The 22,530-nt window shown below is 61.3% G+C and carries 19 protein-coding genes; 11 read left to right on the top strand and 8 right to left on the bottom strand.

The genetic code is table 11. The features are described from left to right. Positions 1–234 precede the first annotated feature (234 nt). The 3 genes from D3876_RS10535 (at position 235) to D3876_RS10525 (ending at position 2,601) form a co-directional block, all read left to right on the top strand. Positions 235–609: a hypothetical protein gene (locus tag D3876_RS10535; protein ID WP_119762007.1), complete on the top strand. Its 375-nt coding sequence runs from the start codon at positions 235–237 to the stop codon at positions 607–609. A 306-nt stretch (positions 610–915) separates the two neighbouring features. Continuing rightward, a complete protein-coding gene (locus D3876_RS10530; RefSeq protein ID WP_119762005.1) occupies positions 916–1,716 on the top strand; it encodes an SDR family NAD(P)-dependent oxidoreductase in 801 nt (266 codons plus the stop codon). Positions 1,717–1,749: 33 nt separating this feature from the next. Beyond that, complete coding sequence (locus D3876_RS10525) at positions 1,750–2,601, top strand: SDR family NAD(P)-dependent oxidoreductase (RefSeq protein ID WP_119763721.1); 852 nt, start codon at positions 1,750–1,752, stop codon at positions 2,599–2,601. A gap of 37 nt (positions 2,602–2,638) precedes the next feature. Here the strand turns inward: D3876_RS10525 and D3876_RS10520 are convergent, their stop codons facing one another. Next, entirely contained in the window at positions 2,639–3,025 is a 387-nt protein-coding gene (locus D3876_RS10520) for a winged helix-turn-helix transcriptional regulator (protein ID WP_119762003.1), read from the bottom strand. Positions 3,026–3,367: 342 nt separating this feature from the next. Here D3876_RS10520 and D3876_RS20250 point away from each other — a divergent pair, with 342 nt between their 5' ends. Continuing rightward, positions 3,368–5,104, top strand: coding sequence for a hypothetical protein (locus D3876_RS20250; protein ID WP_147417639.1), 1,737 nt, complete (start codon positions 3,368–3,370; stop codon positions 5,102–5,104). Positions 5,105–5,110: 6 nt separating this feature from the next. On the opposite strand, the gene D3876_RS10505 is transcribed toward D3876_RS20250, so the two are convergent. Further along, positions 5,111–5,635: a type II toxin-antitoxin system Phd/YefM family antitoxin gene (locus D3876_RS10505; protein WP_119761998.1), complete on the bottom strand. Its 525-nt coding sequence runs from the start codon at positions 5,633–5,635 to the stop codon at positions 5,111–5,113. A 92-nt stretch (positions 5,636–5,727) separates the two neighbouring features. Here D3876_RS10505 and D3876_RS20245 point away from each other — a divergent pair, with 92 nt between their 5' ends. The 4 genes from D3876_RS20245 to D3876_RS10490 all read left to right on the top strand — a co-directional run bounded on the left by D3876_RS20245 (position 5,728) and on the right by D3876_RS10490 (position 11,218). Beyond that, a complete protein-coding gene (locus D3876_RS20245; protein ID WP_147417638.1) occupies positions 5,728–6,111 on the top strand; it encodes a hypothetical protein in 384 nt (127 codons plus the stop codon). Positions 6,112–6,227: 116 nt separating this feature from the next. Then, a complete protein-coding gene (locus tag D3876_RS10500; protein ID WP_119761997.1) occupies positions 6,228–8,228 on the top strand; it encodes a serine hydrolase domain-containing protein in 2,001 nt (666 codons plus the stop codon). An 86-nt stretch (positions 8,229–8,314) separates the two neighbouring features. Beyond that, the gene (locus D3876_RS10495) at positions 8,315–9,883 is read left to right on the top strand and encodes a serine hydrolase (protein WP_119761995.1); all 1,569 of its coding nucleotides are present in this window, start codon (positions 8,315–8,317) and stop codon (positions 9,881–9,883) included. Between the two features lie 90 nt (positions 9,884–9,973). After that, on the top strand, positions 9,974–11,218 hold the full coding sequence (locus D3876_RS10490) for a dipeptidase (protein WP_119763719.1): 1,245 nt from the start codon (positions 9,974–9,976) through the stop codon (positions 11,216–11,218). Between the two features lie 122 nt (positions 11,219–11,340). On the opposite strand, the gene D3876_RS10485 is transcribed toward D3876_RS10490, so the two are convergent. Next, positions 11,341–11,517, bottom strand: a complete 177-nt coding sequence (locus D3876_RS10485) for a TonB-dependent receptor (protein WP_119761993.1) — start codon at positions 11,515–11,517, stop codon at positions 11,341–11,343. 518 nt (positions 11,518–12,035) lie between these two features. Between D3876_RS10485 and D3876_RS10480 the strand changes: the two genes are divergently transcribed. Both D3876_RS10480 and D3876_RS10475 read left to right on the top strand, forming a co-directional pair. Continuing rightward, positions 12,036–13,052, top strand: a complete 1,017-nt coding sequence (locus D3876_RS10480) for a glycoside hydrolase family protein (protein WP_119761992.1) — start codon at positions 12,036–12,038, stop codon at positions 13,050–13,052. Positions 13,053–13,057: 5 nt separating this feature from the next. Next, the gene (locus D3876_RS10475) at positions 13,058–14,092 is read left to right on the top strand and encodes a glycoside hydrolase family 43 protein (protein WP_119763717.1); all 1,035 of its coding nucleotides are present in this window, start codon (positions 13,058–13,060) and stop codon (positions 14,090–14,092) included. A 13-nt stretch (positions 14,093–14,105) separates the two neighbouring features. On the opposite strand, the gene D3876_RS10470 is transcribed toward D3876_RS10475, so the two are convergent. The 3 genes from D3876_RS10470 to D3876_RS10460 are packed head-to-tail and all read right to left on the bottom strand — an operon-like array spanning position 14,106 to position 17,219. After that, on the bottom strand, positions 14,106–14,741 hold the full coding sequence (locus tag D3876_RS10470) for a 2-dehydro-3-deoxy-6-phosphogalactonate aldolase (protein ID WP_119761990.1): 636 nt from the start codon (positions 14,739–14,741) through the stop codon (positions 14,106–14,108). Next, entirely contained in the window at positions 14,738–15,613 is an 876-nt protein-coding gene (locus tag D3876_RS10465; RefSeq protein WP_119761988.1) for a 2-dehydro-3-deoxygalactonokinase, read from the bottom strand. The genes D3876_RS10470 and D3876_RS10465 overlap by 4 nt, the downstream gene beginning before the upstream one ends. Positions 15,614–15,629: 16 nt before the next feature. Then, on the bottom strand, positions 15,630–17,219 hold the full coding sequence (locus tag D3876_RS10460; protein ID WP_119761986.1) for a sodium/sugar symporter: 1,590 nt from the start codon (positions 17,217–17,219) through the stop codon (positions 15,630–15,632). A 256-nt stretch (positions 17,220–17,475) separates the two neighbouring features. Here D3876_RS10460 and D3876_RS10455 point away from each other — a divergent pair, with 256 nt between their 5' ends. After that, positions 17,476–18,186, top strand: coding sequence for a FadR/GntR family transcriptional regulator (locus D3876_RS10455; RefSeq protein WP_119763715.1), 711 nt, complete (start codon positions 17,476–17,478; stop codon positions 18,184–18,186). Between the two features lie 278 nt (positions 18,187–18,464). On the opposite strand, the gene D3876_RS10445 is transcribed toward D3876_RS10455, so the two are convergent. Continuing rightward, positions 18,465–21,194 (bottom strand): TonB-dependent receptor, encoded by a 2,730-nt coding sequence (locus D3876_RS10445; RefSeq protein WP_119761983.1) that lies wholly within the window; start codon positions 21,192–21,194, stop codon positions 18,465–18,467. A gap of 187 nt (positions 21,195–21,381) precedes the next feature. Continuing rightward, positions 21,382–22,524: an endo-1,4-beta-xylanase gene (locus D3876_RS10440; RefSeq protein ID WP_119761981.1), complete on the bottom strand. Its 1,143-nt coding sequence runs from the start codon at positions 22,522–22,524 to the stop codon at positions 21,382–21,384. Positions 22,525–22,530 lie beyond the last annotated feature (6 nt).

The raw sequence follows: 22,530 nt of genomic DNA, 5'->3' as shown, positions 1-22,530 counted from the left end.
AGGGCGACTATCGCCCTCGGGTCGTCCAAATCCGGACTTTCCGGAACGTCCGACGTAGCGGACCTTCCTGGAGCTGAATGCGCCCATCAACGAAGCAGCTATCACTTCTCGGTCGCTCGGATCTGGACTTTCCGCAATGTTCGACAAAGAATGTAGTGGCCCGGCTGCTCTATCGGACAGATGCGCGCCATCACATCTGATATCGAGATCAGTCCGGACGTGTTATGAGGTCGAATGACCACTGTTACGATGATCGATCCACCAGAAGGGTGGAGATACGGCTTCCCCAAGGCGATGCCAGCCGATGTCACCGATGTGCCGGCCTGGCTCGTTAGCGAAGGCTATCCCGCGGATCTGGCGGCGGAGATTGCCAAGGGCGAACTGCCCTATCGGCGTTGGTCCCGGACTATCGGCGAGACCACGCGGTCGGCCGCGTCAGATGTGCCGGACCGGGAGAAGCAAAAGCAGCTTAGCAGACAGAATGACGACGCGGATCTACAAGCAGGCCGGATCAGTCCAGCTGAGTTGAGTGATCGGAATTTCGCCTTCAAGCACATCGATTTCTCAAAGGTCCGGATCAAACTGAAGGATTCCGATCCCGAACTTTAATCGGAAATGACCAGTTATCCTGCAAATTGCGACTTTTGGAGAGAGCAGGATAACGGGAATTATTTCAATGATGTAGATCGGAATCGATGATCGATTTATGCCATTTCTGCGAAGCCGCTCGGTAACGATGGCAGCAGGCTTTGCCAGCGGCAGCAGGTCCGACCGCTATTAAGCCAGATTTGGATGGAAGAAACGCCTATGCCGGCGAAAGGGAACATTGTTGTACCCTGGCGTCAAAAACATGCCTAATTGCGCGGCCTGCGTCGGACTATATGTCCATGATCGGTGAGATAATCCGGGATTGGCATGACTTTCACACAGCGCTTCGGGCCGTGGGCCCTGGTGACCGGTGCTTCCTCCGGAATAGGAGAGGCTTTCGCATCGCTCCTCGCCGAGAGAGGGCTCAACCTGGTGCTCGTCGCCCGGCGCAAGGACCGGCTGGAGAGTTTGGCTACAAGCCTGCGCGCGCAGCACGGTATCGAAATTGAAGCAGTGGAACTCGATCTTGCGGCTCCCGAGTTCACGGAAAGCCTCCTCCACGCCACGAAGAGCAAGGATGTCGGGCTTGTCATCTCCAATGCCGGCTTCGGCTTCAAGGGGCTGCACCACCTGCAGGACCGTCAACAGCTGAGCGCACTCATCGACGTCAACGTGCGTGCGCCCACGTTGATCGCCAATGCCTTTGCATCGCGGCTCATCGAGCGTGGCAGGGGCGGAATTGTGCTCACCGGCTCGGTGGAAGGCTTCATCAGTTCGCCGTGGTCCGGCGCCTATGCGGCCACCAAGGCTTATGTGCACTCGCTCGGCGAAGCCATCTGGGACGAGCTGAAACCTCATGGCGTGAACGTGCTGGTGCTGGCCCCTGGCGCCACGGACACCGAGAATCTGAGGCGCCAGGGCTTTGATGCGCAACAGATGTCGAACGTGATGACGCCGCGGGCGGTGGCTGAACAAGCACTGGCCAATATCGACAAAGGCCCTGTCTATGTGCCTGGCAGGACCAATCGCGCCATGATCCGGTTCCTTGGCGTCATACCGAAGCGCAAGAGGATCGGGCTTGTCGGCAAGGGCACCAAAATGGCCATCGACAAGGCGAAAGCCGGCTGACGATCGCTCCATAGACGAGAGGATACAATGCCGATGACTCAATCGAAGGTGGTACTTGTCACCGGCGCGAGCCGGGGCCTGGGGCGCGGCATCGCGCGGCAGTTTGGTGCGCTGGGCGCGACAGTCTATCTAACCAGCCGGCACGAAAGCGCTGCCTTGCTGGCGCAAACTGCGGCGCAGGTCGACGCCGGCGGCGGCAGGGGAATCGCCGTTTCGGTCGATCAACGGGACCGGGCCTCGGTTCAGGCGCTCGTCGACAGGATCCGGAACGAGCAGGGCAGGCTCGACATTCTCGTCAACAATGCCGCCGCCGTGGTGGCGAAGGCGCTGACCAGTGCCGAACCCTTCTGGAAGAAGCCGCTTGAAGTCAGTGACATGATCGATGTCGGTCTCCGGACGAACTACATCATGGCCTATCTGGCGGCGCCGTTGATGGTGGAGACGCCAGGCAGCCTGATCGCAAACATCTCCTTCTACGGCGCGGTCAGCTATTTCCACGGGCCGGCCTATGGCGCGGCCAAGGCCGGGACCGATAAGATGAGCTTCGACATGGCTGAAGATCTGCGACCGGACGGCGTCGCGTGCGTGTCCTTCTGGCCCGGCCTCATCTACTCCGACGAAGTCGCAAGCTATGTAGCGTCGGCGCCTGAAGGCGAGGCGCGCGCCGCGCTGGAGCAGCGCTTTGCGACGTTCGAGCACCCGGAATTCAGCGCATGCGTCCTGAACGCGCTGCACGAAGATCCCGCCCTTATGAGCTTGTCAGGATCGACGCTAATCGGCGCCGAGCTTGGCGCACGCTACGGCATCAGCGACATCGACGGAAAACAGCCCTTGTCCTATCGAGACACAATGGGTGGGCCCTCGGCCTTCATCCTGGCTCGGTAATTCGGAATGGGACAATGCGACGCATGCGGGCGGCAGGTCAGCCAGATCGTGAATCGAAACTCGACCGCGCGTCCCTGATTTCGTGACGATACTCCCGTGCCCAATGGGATAGGGCACGGATTGGCTCAATCAATGTTTCGCCGAGCGCGGTCAGTTGATATTCGACCGTCGGCGGAGCGGTATGGAGTACGTCTCGCTTCACCAGCCCATCGCGCTCGAGTAGTCGGAGTGTTAGGGTGAGCATGCGCTGCGAAATCCCGCTCACCGCTCGACGCAGCCGATTGTAACGCATCGGACCCTCGATCAGCGAGCCGATCACATGGACGCTCCATTTGTCGCCAATGCGACTCAATGTCTCCCGGATGTCTTGGCATTCGCGATCTTCGTCGGCGCCGGTTGGACGTGAATGATGCCGTCCGCTCATGAGACGACCTCGCCAAAATCTAGCAGCACAACGATCATCCTTCCCGTCGAGCCAAAGACTATTGGCATGCGTCCTTCTTTCCGTTCGCTATAGTTTGAGCAGTGCGTCCGCCAAAGCCGATGCACACACTCAACAGGCCGACGTCTAAGGCTGTGCCTGGCTGATCTAGAAGCGGAGGTCCAGGCGGTTTCGTCCCCGCCAGAGGAAGCGCGACACCGGCATCAGGACGGCTTCCTGACCGGAATTTCACTGACCGCATCATAGAGCGACCAGACAGAGCGGGTCCGCGTGTATGGCCATCGACCCACCGTAGCCACGCAAGGATGGGAGCAATTGCCTGGTTTGGCAGAGGCGCTGCAGGTAGATGTGAGCGAATTGATACTCCGCGCCCACCCGCCAACCGATGCTAAGGGCGACATTCTTGAATGGTTCGGATCAACAATCGAACGTCGAGACCTGCGCACCAAGGTTCGCCGCTTCTCTCCATCGTCCTTGGCGTCATCAGCGCACCATCGTGCCATTTGGCAGCTGCAACCGCTGTGCTTCTGCCCTGAAAGTTGGGACTATCTCGTCGACACATGCGAGATCTGCCACAAGATTCAGCGATGGTATCATGCAAGCGGCCTGGAGCGCTGCGACCACTGTGCCGGCGATTTGCGGCAAATTCGCGCGGAGCAGGTAGCCCCCGAGATCCGTCCCCAGCTTGAAATTCTCGCTGGCTTCGTGAGTCATTCAGCCGAGGTGCGAGAACGCAGCAAGCTGGCTTGTGGCGAAGAACTGCAGCATCTCTCTCCCGCCGACCTGTTCGAACTCTCCCTGCGCCTTGTTTCAATAATCGATCAAAAATTCACCGCTCGACGGGATAAATGGAGCAGCAAGGATGCTCCGCGTCTCGCACGAGCGCTGGCGAAAACAGTCGAGCTACTTCTAGATTGGCCGTCGAGCGTGGAAAATATCATCAAAGAGCGACTGCATAACCGCAAGGCGAGACATTCGGACGGGAACGGTGGTGCGACAATGCAATTCCTCGCTCTTCGCAAATCTGAGCATGTGTCGGTGGCGTTCGCACAGCTCGTTGAGACACTCTGCAGTAATTTGCTTATCGAGGCCGGGGTTGGCGATGCGCCGGTTGAGGGTGTGTTACGCATCCGCGATGTTGCCAACCGCCTAGGCTTAGCAACCGGCCCTGTGGCTGATCTTCGACGCGCCGGCATTTTCCAGACCCGGGTTGCGTTGGGCACGGCGTTCATTTTTGAAGGCTTTGTCGAAGCCGAAATCGAAGCGATCGCTACCGATATCAAACGGCGATGCGACCTTCGGAGCGCAGCACGGCGATTGGGCATTTCGTGTCATGGCGTCGAGCAATTGATGGCCCTCGGCGTACTCCCGTTGCTCGATCACCAATTCTTTAAGGCGCGATACGGCGCCCCTCAAACGACAACGGAAGCTTTGGAAGCGTTGGAGCGGCGCCTGCTCGAGCAAGCGCACCCTCAACTAAACGGGAAGAGCATCGCCCTTCATCGGGCCGTTCAAGCAATTGGCGGCAGGCAGAAGCCGTGGGGACCAATCCTGCAGGCATTGCTGAATGGCGAGATCCCCTTCGCAATCAACAACCTGACTGGTGCATGGAGTCGACGCATCATCGTCGATAAAAACCATGTCGCGGTGCTGAGAGATCTGGAGTTCGACCCGACTGCATATCGCGATTTTCCTTATGCGCAGGTGATGACGCGCGTCGATGCTGGGGAGGTTTTTAATCTGCCGCCCGGAGAGACAATCCACCTGCTGCGGCAATTTGACTCTACTGCGCACTGCAAGGATCTCCCGGTTTCGTGCGTCCTGGAAATCGCAAAGCAGCAGATCGCGTCAGTCGAAATTTCCATGCGTCTCCGTACAAGCTTAGCCCGAGCGCACAGACATGCAGCTGCACATAACCTACCCAGGCTTCATGACGTGAGTTGGTGTCGGCCGACGGCCGATAGGGTTGTTTTTGGTCATCTGGCAAATGGGGCTGATCTGCATGGCGAGCAGGTGAGGACCTGCTCCGGCGTTTCCCGTCGCGAGGGGAAAATGATCTGAGCACGATTATTTGCCCGGGTCGCGTCCGGTTGGCATTCGAGATGCATCTTGGACTCCGAGTATCACGGGTTCCCACAATGTCTCCAGCCAACGGGCTTCGCTAGACGTCAGTTCATGCGAGATTTCTTTTCGGACGCGCTCCACTCTGCTGAGTCCGTAGGTTCCGATGATGCGAGCGAGGTCGATTGTCGTTGGATCGGCAAGCACGGTGGCAATCACTGTGTCAGGATCGCTGAGGCCAGGATTGGACCACCAGCGATGCTTCTCCAAAATTGGAGGGCGTTGTCCGGCATCGCCATAGAGAAAATCCTGACTGCGCCCGGCGCGAGGGCCTGCGGCCGCCTTCTCGGCGGCGGATGCGCGCATGGCATCGAGCAGAGCTCGGCGGGATTCTTGGTTGGTCATCGGCTTGACGGGCACCAATCGCACGGCGGCTTGGCCGTACCGGGTCAGGATAATCTCGTCGCCCGCTTCGGCTCGTCGGATTAGTTCAGATAATTGCCCTTTGGCGTCGCTTACAGAAATTTCCATATATCGCTCCACCCGATCGCAATCGGCCTAACACACTGATTTTCAAACATCGGATCAGCCAGTTGCAAATTGCCCTGGGGATGAGAGCAATTATGCTGCTGATCCCTAATGCGTCCAACTTGAAAAAGCGGCAGAATTCCGCCGTTGTCGAGGAGCAGCGTTCCTGCAACCTGACATTCCGTTCGAAGTTGTTGTGGGGCCAGTCCTACCTTGCCTTTCTGCCAGCTATGGCGCGCCTGCCATATCTGGAAGTCCTGCTTAGAAAATTTCGGGCTCAGGCCATCCGGTTCAGTCAAAGTCGGAATGCGCTTAATTCACAAACCTGGCGGCGGAAGCGAGTTGCGACGGCCTGGCGTGATCGAATCTACGCAGCCTCGTTGGCAAAAGAGATCTCGTCGTCGCCGTGCAAAGTCATCAGCACCGAGTGTCGGATTGGCGTTTTTCATGCAGCCCCAGCGCCCCCACGCTTCGATTGACAAATGTTTCTAATTGGGATCATCATGTCCTATTTAGAACAATATCACAAAGATACTGGCTGCATTGTGGAGATGCAATCTCGGGTCAGCCATCGAAGGGGAAGGGACCGTTTCCAATGCGTTCGATCAAGCTATTTGCTGCCGCTGCGCTGCTGCTGGCAGGCGGCGTCAGCGCAATGCCACAAGGGGCAAGTCTGACACCCACGCTTGCGCCGCCGTCGGCGGCAAAGCCAATCGCCACAGCATCAGCAAGCACTTCGGTGGCTCCGGGTCCGCGTGTGTTGAACAAGGAGGACGTCGATACCTGGCTCGATGGCTATTTGCCCTACGCCCTTCGTACAGGCGACATAGCCGGGGCCGTTGTCGTGGTCGTCAAGGATGGTCAGATATTGACGCAGCGCGGGTTTGGCTATGCCGATGTCGACAAGCGCACCCCCGTCGATCCCGAGCGAACGCTGTTCCGCCCCGGGTCGGTATCCAAGCTCTTCACCTGGACCGCGGTGATGCAACTCGTCGAACAGGGCAAGATCAACCTCGACGCCGACGTGAACACCTATCTGGATTTCAAAATTCCGCCCAAGGACGGAAAACCCGCGACGATGCGGCAGATTTTGCAGCATACGGCGGGCTTTGAGGATCACGCCAAGGACATCATGTTCAGCGATCCCAGGAACCTGACGTCGTTGGCCGATTACAGCAGGAACGCGCTGCCCAAGCGCATTTACACGCCCGGCACGACGCCATCCTATTCCAACTATGCCACCACGCTCGCGGCCTATGTCGTCGAGCGCGTGTCGAAGCAGCCGTTCGACGACTACGTCGAACAGCATATCTTCAAGCCGATCGGGATGAACCAGTCGACCTTCCGGCAACCGCTCCCCAAGGCGCTCGCGCCGCAAATGGCCACCGGCTATGTCGCCGCGTCGGACAAGCCGTCGAAGTTCGAGATCATCGGGCCAGCCCCTGCGGGCAGCCTTTCCTCGCCCGGCGCGGACATGGCGCGTTTCATGATCGCGCACCTCAATCAGGGCGCGGGCCTCATGAAGCCCGAAACGGCCAAGCTGATGCACGATAGCCCGCTGACGCTTCTGCCGCCGCTCAACCGCATGGAGCTCGGCTTCTTCGAAACCAACCTCAATGGCCGCCAGGTGATCGCGCATCTTGGCGACACCCGGGCCTTTCACACCTCGCTGCATCTCTTCATGAACGAGAATGTCGGCTTCTACATCTCCTTCAACAGCGCGGGCGCCCAAGGCGCGGTGGGTGACCTGCGCGGCGCATTGTTCCAAGACTTCGCCGACCGCTATTTCCCCTCGACTGCGCCCGCAGATGGCAAGGTCGACGCGAAGACGGCGGCCGAGCATGCGAAACTGATGACGGGGCTGTGGCGGAACAGCCGCCGCGAGGAATCCAATTTCCTCGCCATTGCCGGTCTGCTTGGCCAGACCGCGATTTCGGTCAACGACAAGGGTGAACTCGTCATCCCCGCGCTGACGGGACTTAACAACAAGCCCCGCAAATGGGTGGAGATCGCTCCCTTCGTGTGGCGCGACGCCAATGGCCATGATCGCCTTGCCGCAAAAGTCGTCGACGGCAAGGTCGTGCGGTGGAGCATGGACGGCGTGTCGCCATTCATGGTGTTCGATCGTGTCCCGGCCTCGCAATCGTCGTCATGGATCCTGCCGCTGCTCTATCTCAGCCTCGGCGTGTTGCTTCTGACGCTGATCCTGTGGCCCGTCGCCGCGCTGGTCCGCCGCCACTACAAGGCGCCGCTCGCGCTCGAGGGTCGCGAACGCCTCGCCTATCGCGGCGTCCGCCTCGGGTCTGGCCTCGTTCTCGCGGTGCTTGTCGGCTGGGCCGTCGGCTTCAGCAAGATGATGGCCGATTTCAACATGATGACGGCGGCCTCCGACTGGTGGCTGTGGATGCTGCAATTGCTTGGGTTCGTGATCTTCGTCGGCGCCGTTCTGGTTGCGGGCTGGAACCTGTGGCTCGTCTTCAAGGCGAAGCGTCGCTGGCCAAGCAAGCTGTGGGCCGCGCTGCTGCTCGTGGCGACGCTGACGGTGCTCTACGTCGCCTGGACCTTTGGCCTGATCGCAATGACGGTGCACTACTGATGCCAGCGCCCGCTTGCTTTCCCTTCCCCGCTGAAGCTCGACGCGACGCGCCGACCGTGCAGCGGCCCACGCCTTTCGGAGGTCCAATGAAGAAGCTGATACTGGCATTTGCCCTTGCCTCGACCCCGCTGGCCGCGGCGCCGCCGCCGAATTTCGACGCCCGCGTCGAGCAGGTCCGCACCTCGGCTGGCGTTCCCGGCATGGCGATCGCGATCGTCGAGGATGGCAAGACCGTGCTCGCCAAGGGCTATGGTGAGAAGAAGCTAGGATCCAGGGACGCGGTGACCCCCGACACGATCTTTCCGACGGGGTCGACGGGCAAGGCGGTGACGGTCGCCGCGCTCGCCACGCTGGTCGACCAAGGCAAGATCGCGTGGGACGACAAGGTGATCGATCACCTGCCCTGGTTCCAGATGTGGGATTCCTGGGTGACGCGCGAAATGACGATCCGCGACCTGCTCGTCCACCGCAGCGGCCTGGGTCTGGGCGCCGGTGACCTGCTGTTCGTTCCGCGCAGCAATCTTTCGCGCAAGGAGGCGGTCGAACGCCTGCGCTACATCAAGCCGGCAACCAGCTTTCGCAGCGGCTATGCCTATGACAACATCCTCTACATGGTCGCGGGGCAGCTCATCGAGGAGGTCACCGGCCAGACCTGGGAGGACTATGTCGCGCAGCATGTGTTCAAGCCCGCCGGGATGCTCGCGTCGACCAGTGACGATGTGAAGCGTTTTGCGGCCGCGGACCGCGCCATGCCGCATGCCCGGATGAACGGCGGACTGCGCGGCGCTGGCGATCAGGAGCCGCTCAACGAGCGCGATGAGCTTGCGCGCAACGCGGCGCCCGCGGGCGGGCTGGCGGTCAGCGCGTCGGACATGGCCAAATGGCTCGCCCTCCAGCTCGCGCATGGCAAGCTGCCCGACGGAGGTCAGTTGTACAGCGAGAAACAGGCCGCCGAGATGTGGAAGCCGGTTGTCCTGCAACCCAACGCTCCGCGCCCCGAAGCGCTCAAGCTCACCCAGTCGATGTTCGACACCTATGCGCTGGGCTGGACGGTCCAGGACTATCGCGGCGCCAAGATCGTCTGGCATGGCGGCGCGGTGTTCGGGTTCCTGACGGCGGTGGTGCTCCTGCCCCAAAAGAATGTCGGCTTTTCGATCGAGATCAACAGCGAGGACGGCCACGTCATTCGCGGCCTGATGTACGAGCTGCTCGACCATTATCTCGGTTTCCCGAGCGAGGACTGGCCCGCCAAATATGCGGAGGTCCGCAAGCAGTCGGTCGCCAAGGGTCTGGCGCTCTTCAAGGCAACCGCGGCCAGGCCCGCGGGTGTCGGCCCGTCGCTTTCGCTCGATCGCTATGTCGGGACCTTCGCCGATCCCTGGTACGGCAATATCTCGGTCGCGCGCGACAAGGCGGGGCTGACCGTTGACTTCAAGTCGACCCCGCGCATGGGCGGGCGGCTCAAGCATTTTCAGTATGACACCTTCATCACGCGGTTCGACGACAAGACGATCGAGCCGGCCTATGTCACCTTCGGCCTCAACGCCGATGGGAAGGTCGAGCGCGTGACGATGAAGGCGGTCTCCCCACTTGCCGACTTCAGCTACGACTATCATGATCTGCTCTTCACGCCCGTCGCGCCGTCGGCGAAATAGGCATCGTCGCAAAAGCTTTACCCAATCAAGGAAATCAGAGTGGCCGCAACATTCGCGAAGAGTGTCCGAAGTCTTGTCTCCCTGGCGGCGCTGATCGCCGTTGCGCAGCCTGTCTATGCGCAGAACTATGAAGCTCGCGTGGCGGGGGTGCTCAAGGCGACTCCGCTGATCGACGGGCATAATGACTGGCCGGAGGCACTGCGCGAACGGGAGGGGGAAAAGCTCTGGGCGCTGGATCTGCGAAAAGGCCTCGCCGCCAAGCCAGTCCCCTATAATACCGATATAGAGCGATTGCGCCGCGGCATGGTGGGCGGGCAGTTCTGGTCGGTCTATGTGTCCGCCGATCTGCCCGGGCTCGAACAGATCAAGCAGACGCTTGAGCAGATCGACGTCGTGCACGGGCTTGTCGAGCGCTACCCCAACGATTTTGCACTCGCGCGAACAGCGGAGGACGTCCGGCGCATCCATGCATCGGGCAAGATCGCGTCGCTGATCGGCGTCGAGGGGGGCGGCCAGATCGACGGCAGTTTGTCGGTGCTGCGCACCTATCACGATCTCGGGGCGGGCTATCTTACGCTCACCCATTCCCGGACCATCTCATGGGCGGATTCGGCAACCGACAATCCAAAGCATGACGGACTCACGCCTTTCGGTGAAACCGTAGTCCATGAACTCAACCGGCTAGGCATGCTGGTCGATCTGAGCCACGTCAGCGAAGCGACGATGAAGGACGCGCTGCGCGTTTCGCGGGCGCCCGTCATCTATTCGCATTCCAACGCGCGTGCCGTGAACGATCATCCGCGCAACGTGTCCGACGAGGTACTGAAGCTGGTCGCGGCCAATGGCGGCGTGGTGATGGTGAACTACGCCAACAGCTATGTGTCCGAGGCGTATCGGCGCTGGTCTTCCGATGCCGCGGCCGAACGGACGCGGCTTAACGCGCCACCCTTTGGCGGGCTCTATATCGGCCAGCCCGAACGGGCGGCGGCGGCCTTCGCCGAATGGCAGCGCAAGCATCCAGCACCCAAGGTCACGCTTTCGCAGGTGGCCGACCATATCGAACATATCGCCCGCGTGGCGGGTATCGACCATGTCGGCCTGGGATCGGATTTCGACGGCGTTGGCAACGCACTTCCCAGCGGCCTGGAAGACGTGACGACCTACCCTGCCCTATTCGCAGAGCTGATGCGACGCGGATGGAGCGACGCGGATGTCGCGAAACTTGCGGGCGAGAACGTCCTGCGGGTGATGGCGACCGCCGAGAAGGTGGCCGCATCGATGGCGGGCGAACCGCCGCTATCGGGAGAGATGACGGGCGCGGCCGCCCAGCCGTAACGCTGCGCGCGATCCGACGCAGACTTTCCTGAATCAAAATTTGGGGCGGTGCGGACTGTTTCCGCACCGCCCCTTTTTCTAAAGCGTGGGGCACCGCCGGACGGCGGGGCCCTGCGCAACCGTCAGAACTTGAGCCGCGCACCGACCGAGAAATAGGTGCCGATCGCGTCATAGTGGATCGGCCCCGCGGTCGAGAGCGGCGGCGCGACGTCGAACAGGTTGTTGACGTTGGCCGAGAAGGTCAGTCGCTCCTGTACCTTGAACTGCGCGCCGAGGTCGACATAGGTCCGGCTGCTCATCGCGTTGTTGACCAGGGATGGGGCGCGGACGCTGGCTATCCGGGATAGCCAGCACGAATATGTTTATACCGAGGTTCGGTGAGGGCGCGTAATCGAACATCATCTCGCCCGAACATCGATATCGCTGTAATTTGCAGCTTCGGCTATCCTCGACCCTGTCTCGGTCGAGGGCTCACGGCTGAAGAAAGGGTGTCCTCGGATATCCGCTTCATGCGCGCTTCTCTGGCCGTATATGGTGAGGAGGGTGCAGTTCCGCCGTTGCCAGCAGCGCCCGGTCGGGTGAGGGCGTCGCTACGCCGATGAGCGTGTCGGCCGGCTTGCGATCGCCGAAAAGAGCCACGCATCCTTCTTCGATCATCTCGAGATGCTCACAGTAACAGTGAGCGACGAATACGGTGAGCTTATCCCTGTGATGGAGCGGGCCGATCCCGAACTCACGGATGGCACATTTTTGGCCGCATTTGACAACAACCAATGTATATGACTTATATGATAAATAATAATTGGAGGGATGTCTTATGCTGAGGGGAGTGGCCGGATTCGCGCTATTGGTACTGGCTACGGGCGCGATATCATCGGCCATTGCGGCGCCGGCCGGGCAATCGGCTGCGGAAAGTGATTCAGCCTATCTCCTCGCCCACATGACGAAGGAGCGCTACGGCATCCTCTATTATTCGATCAGCCTTGACGGACTTCACTGGACCCAGGTCAATGGCGGGCGGCCTGTATCGGCCGATTATCACGGGCACGCGTCGATCGCGCAAGGTGGTGACGGTCGCTATTATCTTGTCGGCAACAAGAGTGACGACGATCCCGAAATCCGCTTCTGGGTCTCCGACGATCTCGTCAACTGGAAATCCTTCGGTACCTATCGCCCCAATCTCCGGAAGGCGGTCGGCCAGCCACACGCCTTGCAACGGATCGGTGCGCCCAAGCTCTATTATGACAAGCCCTCGAAGCAGTTTCTGCTAACCTGGCACACCCCCAATGTGCCCGGGTCGGACGAGGATCCCGAACGATACTGGGCGAGCCAGCGCACGCTCTATGTGGTGTCGAAGGATCTTGTCCGGTTCGACAAGCAGCCGCGGCGCCTGTTTTCCTGGGACATGGCCACGATCGACACAATCGTTCAGCCCAATCCCGAAGGGGGCTATTGCGCAATCATCAAGGACGAACGCTATCCCTCGTACAACTGGACGACGGGCAAGACGATCCGCATCAGTTGCGCACCGGATATGCTCGGCCCCTATCCCGAACCCGGTCCGCCGCTCAGTCCCAATTTCCGGGAGGCACCGACGATCATCCGCGCGCCCAACGGCGCCGACTGGTATCTCTACTACGAGCAATATGCGGGGACGAGCTATGGCCTCTCGATGGCGCCGCGGCTCGAAGGACCATGGTACCAGGTGTCGGGGAACAGCGGCGTTCCCGAGTGGAACCGCTACGAGATGCCCGCGGGCCTTCGCCATGGCTCGATGATCGCGATCTCGCGCAAGCAATATGACGCAATCCTCGCAGCCTTTCCGAACAGGTGATCACCATGCGACTTCCGCGATCCGCCCTCGCCCTCATCGCCTTCGCCAGCGTCGCGACCACGCTGCCCGTTGCGCACGCGCAGGCCGGGCCGGTGGCCGGCCATTTCCGAAACCCGCTGCTCGATTCCGGACCCGACCCCTGGGTCACGCGCGAAGGCGACCAATATTACTACATGCACACGCTGGGCAACGCGCTCGCGATCTGGAAGACGCGCGACATTGCGGACCTTGCCAATGCTCAGCGCAAGACGGTGTGGACGCCGCCGAAGACGGGGCCCAACGCGATCTCCATTTGGGCACCCGAGCTTCATCGCATCGATGGCAAATGGTATATCTATTACACGGCGGCCGAGAGCGGCCATGACGATGACGCGCATCGCGGCGTCTTCGTGCTGGAGAACGGCGCTGACGATCCGCTCGAGGGTACGTGGATCGACCGCGGCAGGATTAATACGCAGCACACCGGCATCGACGGCACCACCTTCAGCTATCGCGGGCAGCGCTATTTCGTCTATTCGCCCTATGTGGGCCCCGACAGCGTTCTCTCGATTGCACGGATGAGCAATCCCTGGACGCTTGCGGGCAACGAGACGATCATCGCGCGTCCTGATCTGCAATGGGAACGCCAAGGCGGCCGCCAGATCCTCGAAGGCCCCGAATTTCTGCCTGGCCCCAAGGGGGACCTGTTCCTGAGTTATTCGGCAAGTGCCTGCTGGTCGGACGACTATGCACTCGGCCTGCTCCGCGCGCCCGCGGGAAGCGACCCGCTCGATGCGGGGGCTTGGACGAAGTCGCCGAAGCCGGTCTTCGCCAAGGCGCCCGAGAACGGCGTCTATGCGCCCGGGCACAACGGCTTCTTTACCTCGCCAGACGGCAAAGAGACCTGGATCATCTACCACGCCAATCCTGGCCCCGACATGCAGTGCACGCCAAAGCGCTCGCCCCGCATCCAGAAGGTCGAATTCGACGCCGCGGGCGCGCCGGTGTTCGGCAAACCGGTCGGGCCGGACGAACCGCTTTCGCGCCCCTCGGGAAACTAAGCCCGGCCTTCGGTCAGGCCCCAGCGCGCAAGGCGGTCAAGAATGCCAGCGCGTTGGCGCGCACGGTCGCCGCATCGATGCCCGCGCTGTAAAGCGCCGAGCCGAGGCCGAAGCCGGTCGCCCCCGCCGCCGTCCACGTGTGCATCGTTTCCGGCGTGATCCCGCCCACCGCAAGCACGGGCATGGCGGCGGGAACCACCGCGCGCAATGCTTTAAGCACCCGGGGGCTCGCGGCCTCGGCCGGAAAGAGCTTGAGCGCATGCGCGCCCGCATCGATCGCGGCAAAGGCCTCGCTTGCCGTCTGGAAACCGGGGAGCGAAACCAGCCCGTCCTGCACGGTCTTCGCGATCACCTCGACATTGGTGTTGGGCGAGACGATCAGCCCCCCGCCCGCGTTACGCACCGAATCCACCTGGCCCGGCGCCAGCACCGTGCCCGCGCCCACCAGCGCGCGATCGCCGATCCGCTTCGCGAGCGTCTCGATGCTGCGCAACGGATCCGGCGAATTGAGAGGTACCTCGATCAGCGTGAAGCCGCTGTCCACAAGCACATCGCCGATCGCGTCGATCTCGTCGGGCCGCACGCCCCGCAGGATCGCAACTAGTGAACAGGCTTCAAACGCGCGCCTGAAATCAGCAAGGATGGTCATGGCAATTTCCTCCAGATTTCGACGATTCCCGCGACGAAGGCGGCGTGACTGTCAATCAGATGCGGCGCGCCGCCACAGGCGTTGATGGCGGCGCCGTAGAGAGCACCCAGGCCGGGATCGGCGAGCAGATAGATGTCGCCGCCCGCAACGCCCGACCGCGCCGCCACGTCGGCACCGATGAGAAGCCCGCTGACGAAGGCGGCGCCCCGGCCGGCAGCCGCCTGCCCCAGCACCGCCGCGGCGCGCACGCCGAAGAGCGACGCGAGAAGATCGCCACGCCGTGCTTCCTCGACACCCGCAAGGAACTCGGCATTGGCGGCAACGGGACCATCGAGCTGTGCGGCCAGCAGGCTGTGCGCCTTGAGCAGCGCGAACAGTTCGCCCGTCATCGCGGTCGTAAAATTCTCGATCCGTCCACCCTTGATCCACGCCCATTTGCAGTGCGTGCCCGGCTGGCACAGCAATGCGTCGTCGGGCGTCATCGCGGCGGCAACGGCGCCGAGCAGTTGCACCTCCTCGCCACGCATCACATCGGGACGGTCATCGGCAAACGTGCTGACGCCAGGCACAATCGCGACTGTACCGGGCTCGACCCAGACCGCCGCGCGCGCCAGATCGTCGATCGTCGCCGGGCAGCCGACATAGGGCACCTCGTGCCAGCCGCGATTGGAGCCGACCATGCCCGCCATCAGCATCGGTCGCCGGCCATAGCGTGCGCGCAATGCTTCCGCCTCCGCGGCAAAACCACCTGCGCCCACCGCCAATATGCCACGATCGTCGCGCACGGTTTCGACCACCGCGCCCGCCGCATCGATCAGATAGGCGCGCCGGTTGGTCGTGCCCCAGTCGACCGCGATGAATTCGCCTGTCACGATCGATCGCCCATCTTCACCACCAGGTTGCGTAGAGCGCCACGAGGATGGCGATGACGCCGACCGACGCGATGTTGAAGCTCGACGAGGTGACGAAACTCACCCCCTCGGTCGTGATCAGGTTCCGCTCCGCGCGCGCGGGCCTTGCGAGCGATGCGATTACCGCCAGCGCGAGCGCTGCAAGGAAGACGACCCCCATCCGATCGAGAAAAGGCAGATCGGGCCACCATGTCTTCAACAGATAGGAGAGCGCGACGGAAGCCACCGCGGCCGCGATCGCGCCCGCCTCGCTGGCCTTCTTCCAGAACAGACCGAGCAGGAAGATCACGGTAATCCCCGGCGTGAAGAAGCCCGTGAATTCCTGGATGAACTGAAACGCCTGATCGGACTTTCCAAGCAACGGACGCGCGACGATCGTCGCGATGACGATCGAGACCGCGGCTGCGCACCGTCCGACGAAAACTAGTTGCTTCTCGCTCCGGGCGCTTGCTTGATCTTCCGCGCTCGGCTGCCGACGGAACTTGGCGTAGAGATCGAGCGTGAAAATCGTTGCGATCGAATTGATCTTGGACGCGGTCGACGCGATGATGGCGGCGATGAGCGCAGCAAACACCAGGCCAAGGATGCCGCTGGGCAGCAGGCGCATCATCGTCGGATAGGCCTGATCGGGCTTGGCAAGATCGGGCGCGAGCATCAACGCCGCGATGCCCGGCAGTACGATGATCACCGGCATAAGCAGCTTCAGAAACGCAGCGAACACGACGCCCTTCTGCGCCTCGGAGAGGTTTTTCGCGGCCAGCGCACGCTGGATGATATACTGATTAAAGCCCCAATAGCTCAGATTGGCGATCCACATTCCCCCGATCAGCACCGAGAGGCCCGGCAGATCCTTGTAGAACGGATTTTCGGGGGTGAGGATCATGTCGAAATGATCAGGGGCGCGCGCGGTAAGGATCTGAAAGCCGCCAAGGATGCCGGCATCGCCGCCGATCTTGCTGAGCGTGAGCCCCGACACCAGCAGACCGCCGAGCACAAGCAGCGTCACCTGGACAATGTCGGTCAGCGCGACCGCCTTCAAGCCCCCATAGAGCTGATAGAGCAGCGCGAACGCTCCCAGCGCGACCAGCGCGACGTCCTGATCGACCCCTGCGACCTGATTGACAGCGATCGAGCCGAGCCAGATGATCGATGTGAGGTTCACAAACACATAGAGGATAAGCCAGAAGATTGCCATCAATGTACGGATCGACGGACCGTAACGCTGCTCCAGAAACTGGGGCATGGTGTATATTTCGTTGCGCAGGAAGATCGGAAGGAAGAACTTGCCCACGATCAGCAATGTCAGCGCAGCCATCCATTCATAGGACGCGATAGCAAGCCCGATCGCGTAGCCCGAGCCCGACATTCCTACAATCTGTTCGGCCGAGATGTTCGCCGCGATGAGCGAGGCGCCGATTGCCCACCAGGGCAGCGCCTTGGATGCGAGGAAATAGTCGGTGGAATCCTTCTGATGACCCCGCTTGTCCCGCGAAACCCATTGGGCAAGGCCGAAAATCCCGATCGCGTAAACGCACACTACGATCAGGTCGATCGTGGCCAGTTTCATAGTCATCCTCCCTCGGCGTGCAGCCCCGCTCCACCTTTGTTCCGCGAGCAGCCTACATCACACCTCGAACCATTTATATGATTGATCAGACTTGTCCACCTAATCAGTTGCTGTAAGATCAGATTTGAAATGGCCTTGCTTCGTGGCGGCTTCCCTTCAAGGAAACTGTCGGGCAATCGCGGCCAAGGAAATATTGATTACGAATCTTTGCCAAAGGGTGGGAGGACAAGTGGTGGTTGACGGCGATCCGACGGATATGCGCACGCAGCTTGGCCGCAATCTCACCCACGGCCTGCTCGACACGCTGGGGCGCTCAATCGTGATCGGCGCGTATGACGGCAAAGCCTTTCCCACCGAGGCCGAGCTCGCCAAGCAGCACAGCATCAGCCGTTCGGTGACGCGCGAGGCGGTGAAGATGCTCACCGCCAAGGGACTACTCAGCGCGCGACCGCGCCAGGGCACGATCATCCAACCGGTGAGCGCGTGGAACCTGTTCGATACCGACGTGCTGAAATGGCTGCTCGAGCGGAAATTCTCGATCGACCTTCTTCGGCAGTTCAGCGAGCTCAGGATCGCTATCGAACCGCAGGCTGCGGCACTCGCGGCAGCGCGCGCGACCGACAACGAGCTTCAGGCCATTTCTGCAGGTTTGCAGCGCATGGAAGCCGCCGAGGAAGGCCTGGACGATCCTCTTGAGGCCGATATCGCGTTTCACGTCGCCATCCTGCGCGCCTCCGGGAATCCCTTTTACGCGCAGTTCCGCGACGTCGTCAGCACTGCGCTCAGAACATCGATCCGCTTCACCAACCGGATCGCCGGGCGTACCGCCAATATCGTCGAGCATGCCGCAGTGCGCGACGCGATCGTCGCCCGCGACATCATGGGCGCGCGTGCCGCGATGGAACGGCTCATCGGCGATGTGATCGACCTGATCGAGACGTCGGAAACGCCCGGCACCGCGAGCTAGGGCATTTTTCTTGACGAAACCGGATCACGGCGCCTCCCCAGCGAAAGGCGACCACCGACAATATTGAAGCAGTTCGGCCCAATGCGCGGGCTGGCGTCCATAGGACGCAGTTGCACGATCACGCCCGATCGAAGCGCGCCGCGTTCGGCCAAGTCCACATCGTCGCGTCCGAAAAAAATGCGCGGACGGGGAAAACCCATCCGCGCAACAAAGGCGGAATATCTTTCCGCCGGGGGAGAGGATGACCGGAGCTCGCGACGCGCGCCGGCCACCGATATTCAGAACTTCGCGCGCACACTCATTCCGTAAAACGTGTCGTCGACACGGATGTCGTGCGGGAAGCCCTTGGTATCGAAATAGCTGAGATACTTCCCGCCCAGGACGTTCACGCCATCGACGCTGACCGCGATCTGGGGGGTGATGTCGTACGATACCGAGAAATCGAGCCGGCCATTGGCCTTGACCTTGTTAAACCAGGGACCATCGCCGGGGGCCAGCAACCCGTTGCCGCCGAACTGAAACTCGTCATAGCCCGAGCGCCATGTGTAAACGACGCGCGCGGTGAAGCCGTATTTCTCGTACAGACCGCCGATATTGTAGCTGTATTTGGACACGCCGAGCAGCGGCGCGCCCTGAAGTTCGTCGTCGGACGCCGTGACCTCACTGTCGGCCAGCGTGAAATTCGCCATCATGCCCAGACCATCGAAGCCCTCGGGGAGGAAGTCGAAGAAGACCTGCGAACTAAGCTCGATCCCCTTCAGCTTCGCCCGACCGAGATTGCGTGGGCGGCTGATATTGTAGAAGATCCCATCGATCTCTTCCTCAGCAGAGCCGATCACGATGCGATCCTTGATCTTGCGATAGTATAGCGCCGCCGAGATATAGCTGCTGCGGCCGAAATAATATTCGAGCGTTGCGTCAAAGGCGTCCGATTTTTGCGGACGCAGGTCGGGATTGCCGCCGCTGCCGTTGGGCCGGATATTGGCGTTGATCGGCACCTGATAGGTCAGGCCGGGATTGAGATTCCCGAAAAGGGGCTGCGCGATCGTCTTTGCATAGGTGAAGCGAAGCTGCAGCTCGGGCATCAGACGCACGCGCGCACTGGCATTGGGCAGGATATCGCTGTCGCTGCTGCTGCGCGTGACGGGGGTCAACACCGCCGGCGGGTTGGGATTGGCCGGCGTCGGAGCGGGCCTTACGAGGCCTGTGCCCGAAATCGTGCGATCGGTGCGGGTCAGGCGCGCGCCGACAAGGCCGTCGACGGTGATGCCGCCACCGAGCTCGAACTCGTATTTGGCTTGCCCGTAAACCGCATAGGTTTTCTCGCTTGCGTCATAGTTGCGCGCCGGATCGAAGGGCGGATCGCCGGCGGTGCCGCCGTAGAGGACGCGCAGGTCGTCGGTGTTGTTGCGCAGATAGTCCGCGTCGGGCGTGTACCAGCGCGCGCCACCGTTGATGAACGGGATCGACGCGGGTGAAAGGATGAGGAAGTCGGACGGCAGCCCCGCCGAAGCAACGGGCGTGTTGGGCGCGGGCGGCCCGCCGGGCGCATTGGACCGGAAGTGCGCACTGCGATCGCCATAGCGCATGCCGAACTGGAGTTGGCTGACGAAGCTGTCCAGATCATAGGCTCCATCGACCTTGACCGCGAACAGCGAGCTGTCCGATTTGTTGATGTCCTGGAACAGGCTGTTCGCAAGGGGGAAGCCAGCGGGATCGCCAAGCGGATCGCCAGGCATGTCGGTGGTGCCATGGCCATTGTCGTCGACCTGGATGTTTACCGTGTCGATCTGCTTGCGGATGTCGACGATGATGTTGCGGTTGCTGTTCTTCGATTTCACATAGGACAGGTCGAGATCGATATGGACCGCGTCGCTGTTGTAGCGCGTGCCGCCGCCGAACACGAAGGTGTCGGTCTTGCCCGTCTTGGCCTGAGTGCTGGTCAGGCCCGCCACATTGTTGAATGTGGCCGAGCTGCCGAAGCAGAGATTTTCGATCGGATCACCGGGGTCGGTCGGCGTAGGGAGGCGGCCGCGAAAACCCGCGCCATCGACCCGCGCCGAAAAGCATTCATCCGTTCCCTGAGCGTTGGTGATGCTCTGCGCCCCGAAGATGTCGGAGAAGATGAAATATGTGCCAAATTTCGCGCGATATCCGGCGAAGAGGCCGTCAAGATAGAACTCCAGTTCAGGCGTCGGGCGCCACTGAAAGGCTGCATTGACCTGCGGCCGCTGATAGCTGCCGGTATCGGTGAGGCCGCCGACGCAGGTTGGCAGGACGAGGTTTGTAGCGCCCGGAGGCCCGTGGTTTGCCGATCGGGGATCGCAGTTGAACGAGATCGGCCGGTTGAAGTGCTGGTCGGAATAGGACGCGTCCAGCAGCACGCCGAACTCACCGCCCGAACCTTCCCAACGATGCGACACCAGCGCGCCGGCGGTCCAGCTCAGTTTTTCGACTTCGGTTCCATACAGGCCGCGTACGTTAGCAGCGATCGTGGTGCCGTCCTCAAAGTTGAAGGGCTTTTGCAGCTTGAGATTGATGACGCCCGCGACACCGCCCTCGATGAGGTTCGCTGAATTCGACTTGTAGACATCGGCGCCCGCCAGCGCTTCCGCGGGCAGATCCTGAAATGCAAAGCCGCGGCCGACACCGGTGAAAATCTCGCGTCCGTCAAGCGTCGTCAGGATATCGCCGATGCCGCGAATGAGCGGGCTTTCAATCTCGTTGTTGAAGCCGTTGACGACCTGGACGCCGGGCACGCGCTGCAGCGCTGCTGCGACGGTCGTGTCCGGGAATTTGCCGATATCGTCGGCAACGATCGCCTCTATCACCTGGTCCGAATTGCGCTTGAGTTCCTTCGCCGCCTCCAGGCTCGCGCGCTGACCAGTGACGATGATCTCGTCGGCCTGCGGTTCGTCAGCGGTGCCTTCCTGCGCATATGCGCCTTGCGCGCCTGCGAGCAAGGCCAGCAGCGAGCCCGAATACAGAATCCGCTTCTTCAACGACATTTCCCCTCCTCCCACGATTCAGATGCGCTGGAGTTCCAGCTTCCACGCCACAAGAGCACAACGCCCCATATCTGACAAGTATTATTTGTATGATAATTATCGGGAGCAAGATGGCCGCATCGCCACCGCCGTTGCCTCCACGGGGCGATAATATCCTGCCCCCCTCCAGGGAATCGCGACGAAAGCCTCAGCGCTCGGGCACGACTCCCTTGGGCGCCGAGGTCAGTGAACGGATCAGGTCAACTTCCGCCTTGCGATATGGCGTGCCGTCGGTGCGCAGGACCTCATGGAACCAGATGGTCGGCTCGTCATAGGTGTAGGGTTTCTTCCAGCTGTCCCAAGGCATGCGCGTCTGCGATTTGCCATCGACAAAGCCCCAGTTGATCATCGCGACATTGTGGCGTTTGCCGATCGGCATCGAGCCGTCGAAGGTCGAGCCGTTGCCGCGCGCCATATATTCGGTGCACAGGATCGGCCGGCCATAGCCCTGCAACTGCTTCACACGACGCTCGAAGGTCTCCGGCCAGCTATAGTCATGGAACGAGATGACATCGGATTGGCTGATCTGGATCTTCTCGATCGCATCCAGCCTGTCCATCGACGACCAGTCGTCATGCTCCCACACGCCGCTCGTCAGCGGCTGGACGGGATTCTTGTCGCGCGCCCAGGCAAAGACGTCGTCAAGCAGTTCCTCAACCAGCTTCTGCTTGCCGACATGCTGGGGATAGTTGCCGCCGCCGCTGTTGCTCGGTTCGTTCCAGACGTCCCAGGCGAGGATGCGCTGGTCCTTGGCGAAGCTGCCGACCACGTCCTCCACATAGGCGCGCAGCTTGGGATATTGCGATTTGTCCTCGAGCCGCGCGCGGCCCGGCGCCTGGACCCACCCAGAATTATGCACCCCGGGAATGGGCGGATGCTGGGGGCCAAGTTTCGGTTCAGGGTCCCAACAGCTATCGAATAGCACGAACATCGGCTTGATGTTGTGCCGCGCTGCGATCTCGAGGAACTGGTTGATGCGCTGCTTCAGTCCCTTGGCGTCCTGCTCCCACAGCATGTTGTGGAGATAGACGCGCATCGTGTTCATGCCCATCGCCTGCGCCCAGCCAAGTTCCTGATCGATCCGCTTTGGATCGAAGGTGTCGCCCTGCCACATCTCGAGCTGGTTGATGGCGCTCGACGGATTGTAGTTGGCACCGACCAGCCAGGGCTGCTTGTCGTACCAGCCGTTCGCCTGCTCCTTGCTCCAGATCTCGCGCGCATGCGCGGGCGTCATGGCCAACAGGCTCGCGCCTGCGACCAGCGCGTATATGAATGGACGTGCGACGTTCATCGTATC

The organism is Sphingomonas cavernae, from assembly GCF_003590775.1.
Taxonomy (GTDB): Bacteria; Pseudomonadota; Alphaproteobacteria; order Sphingomonadales; family Sphingomonadaceae; genus Sphingobium_A; species Sphingobium_A cavernae.
This window is presented reverse-complemented; position numbering and strand designations above follow the sequence as displayed.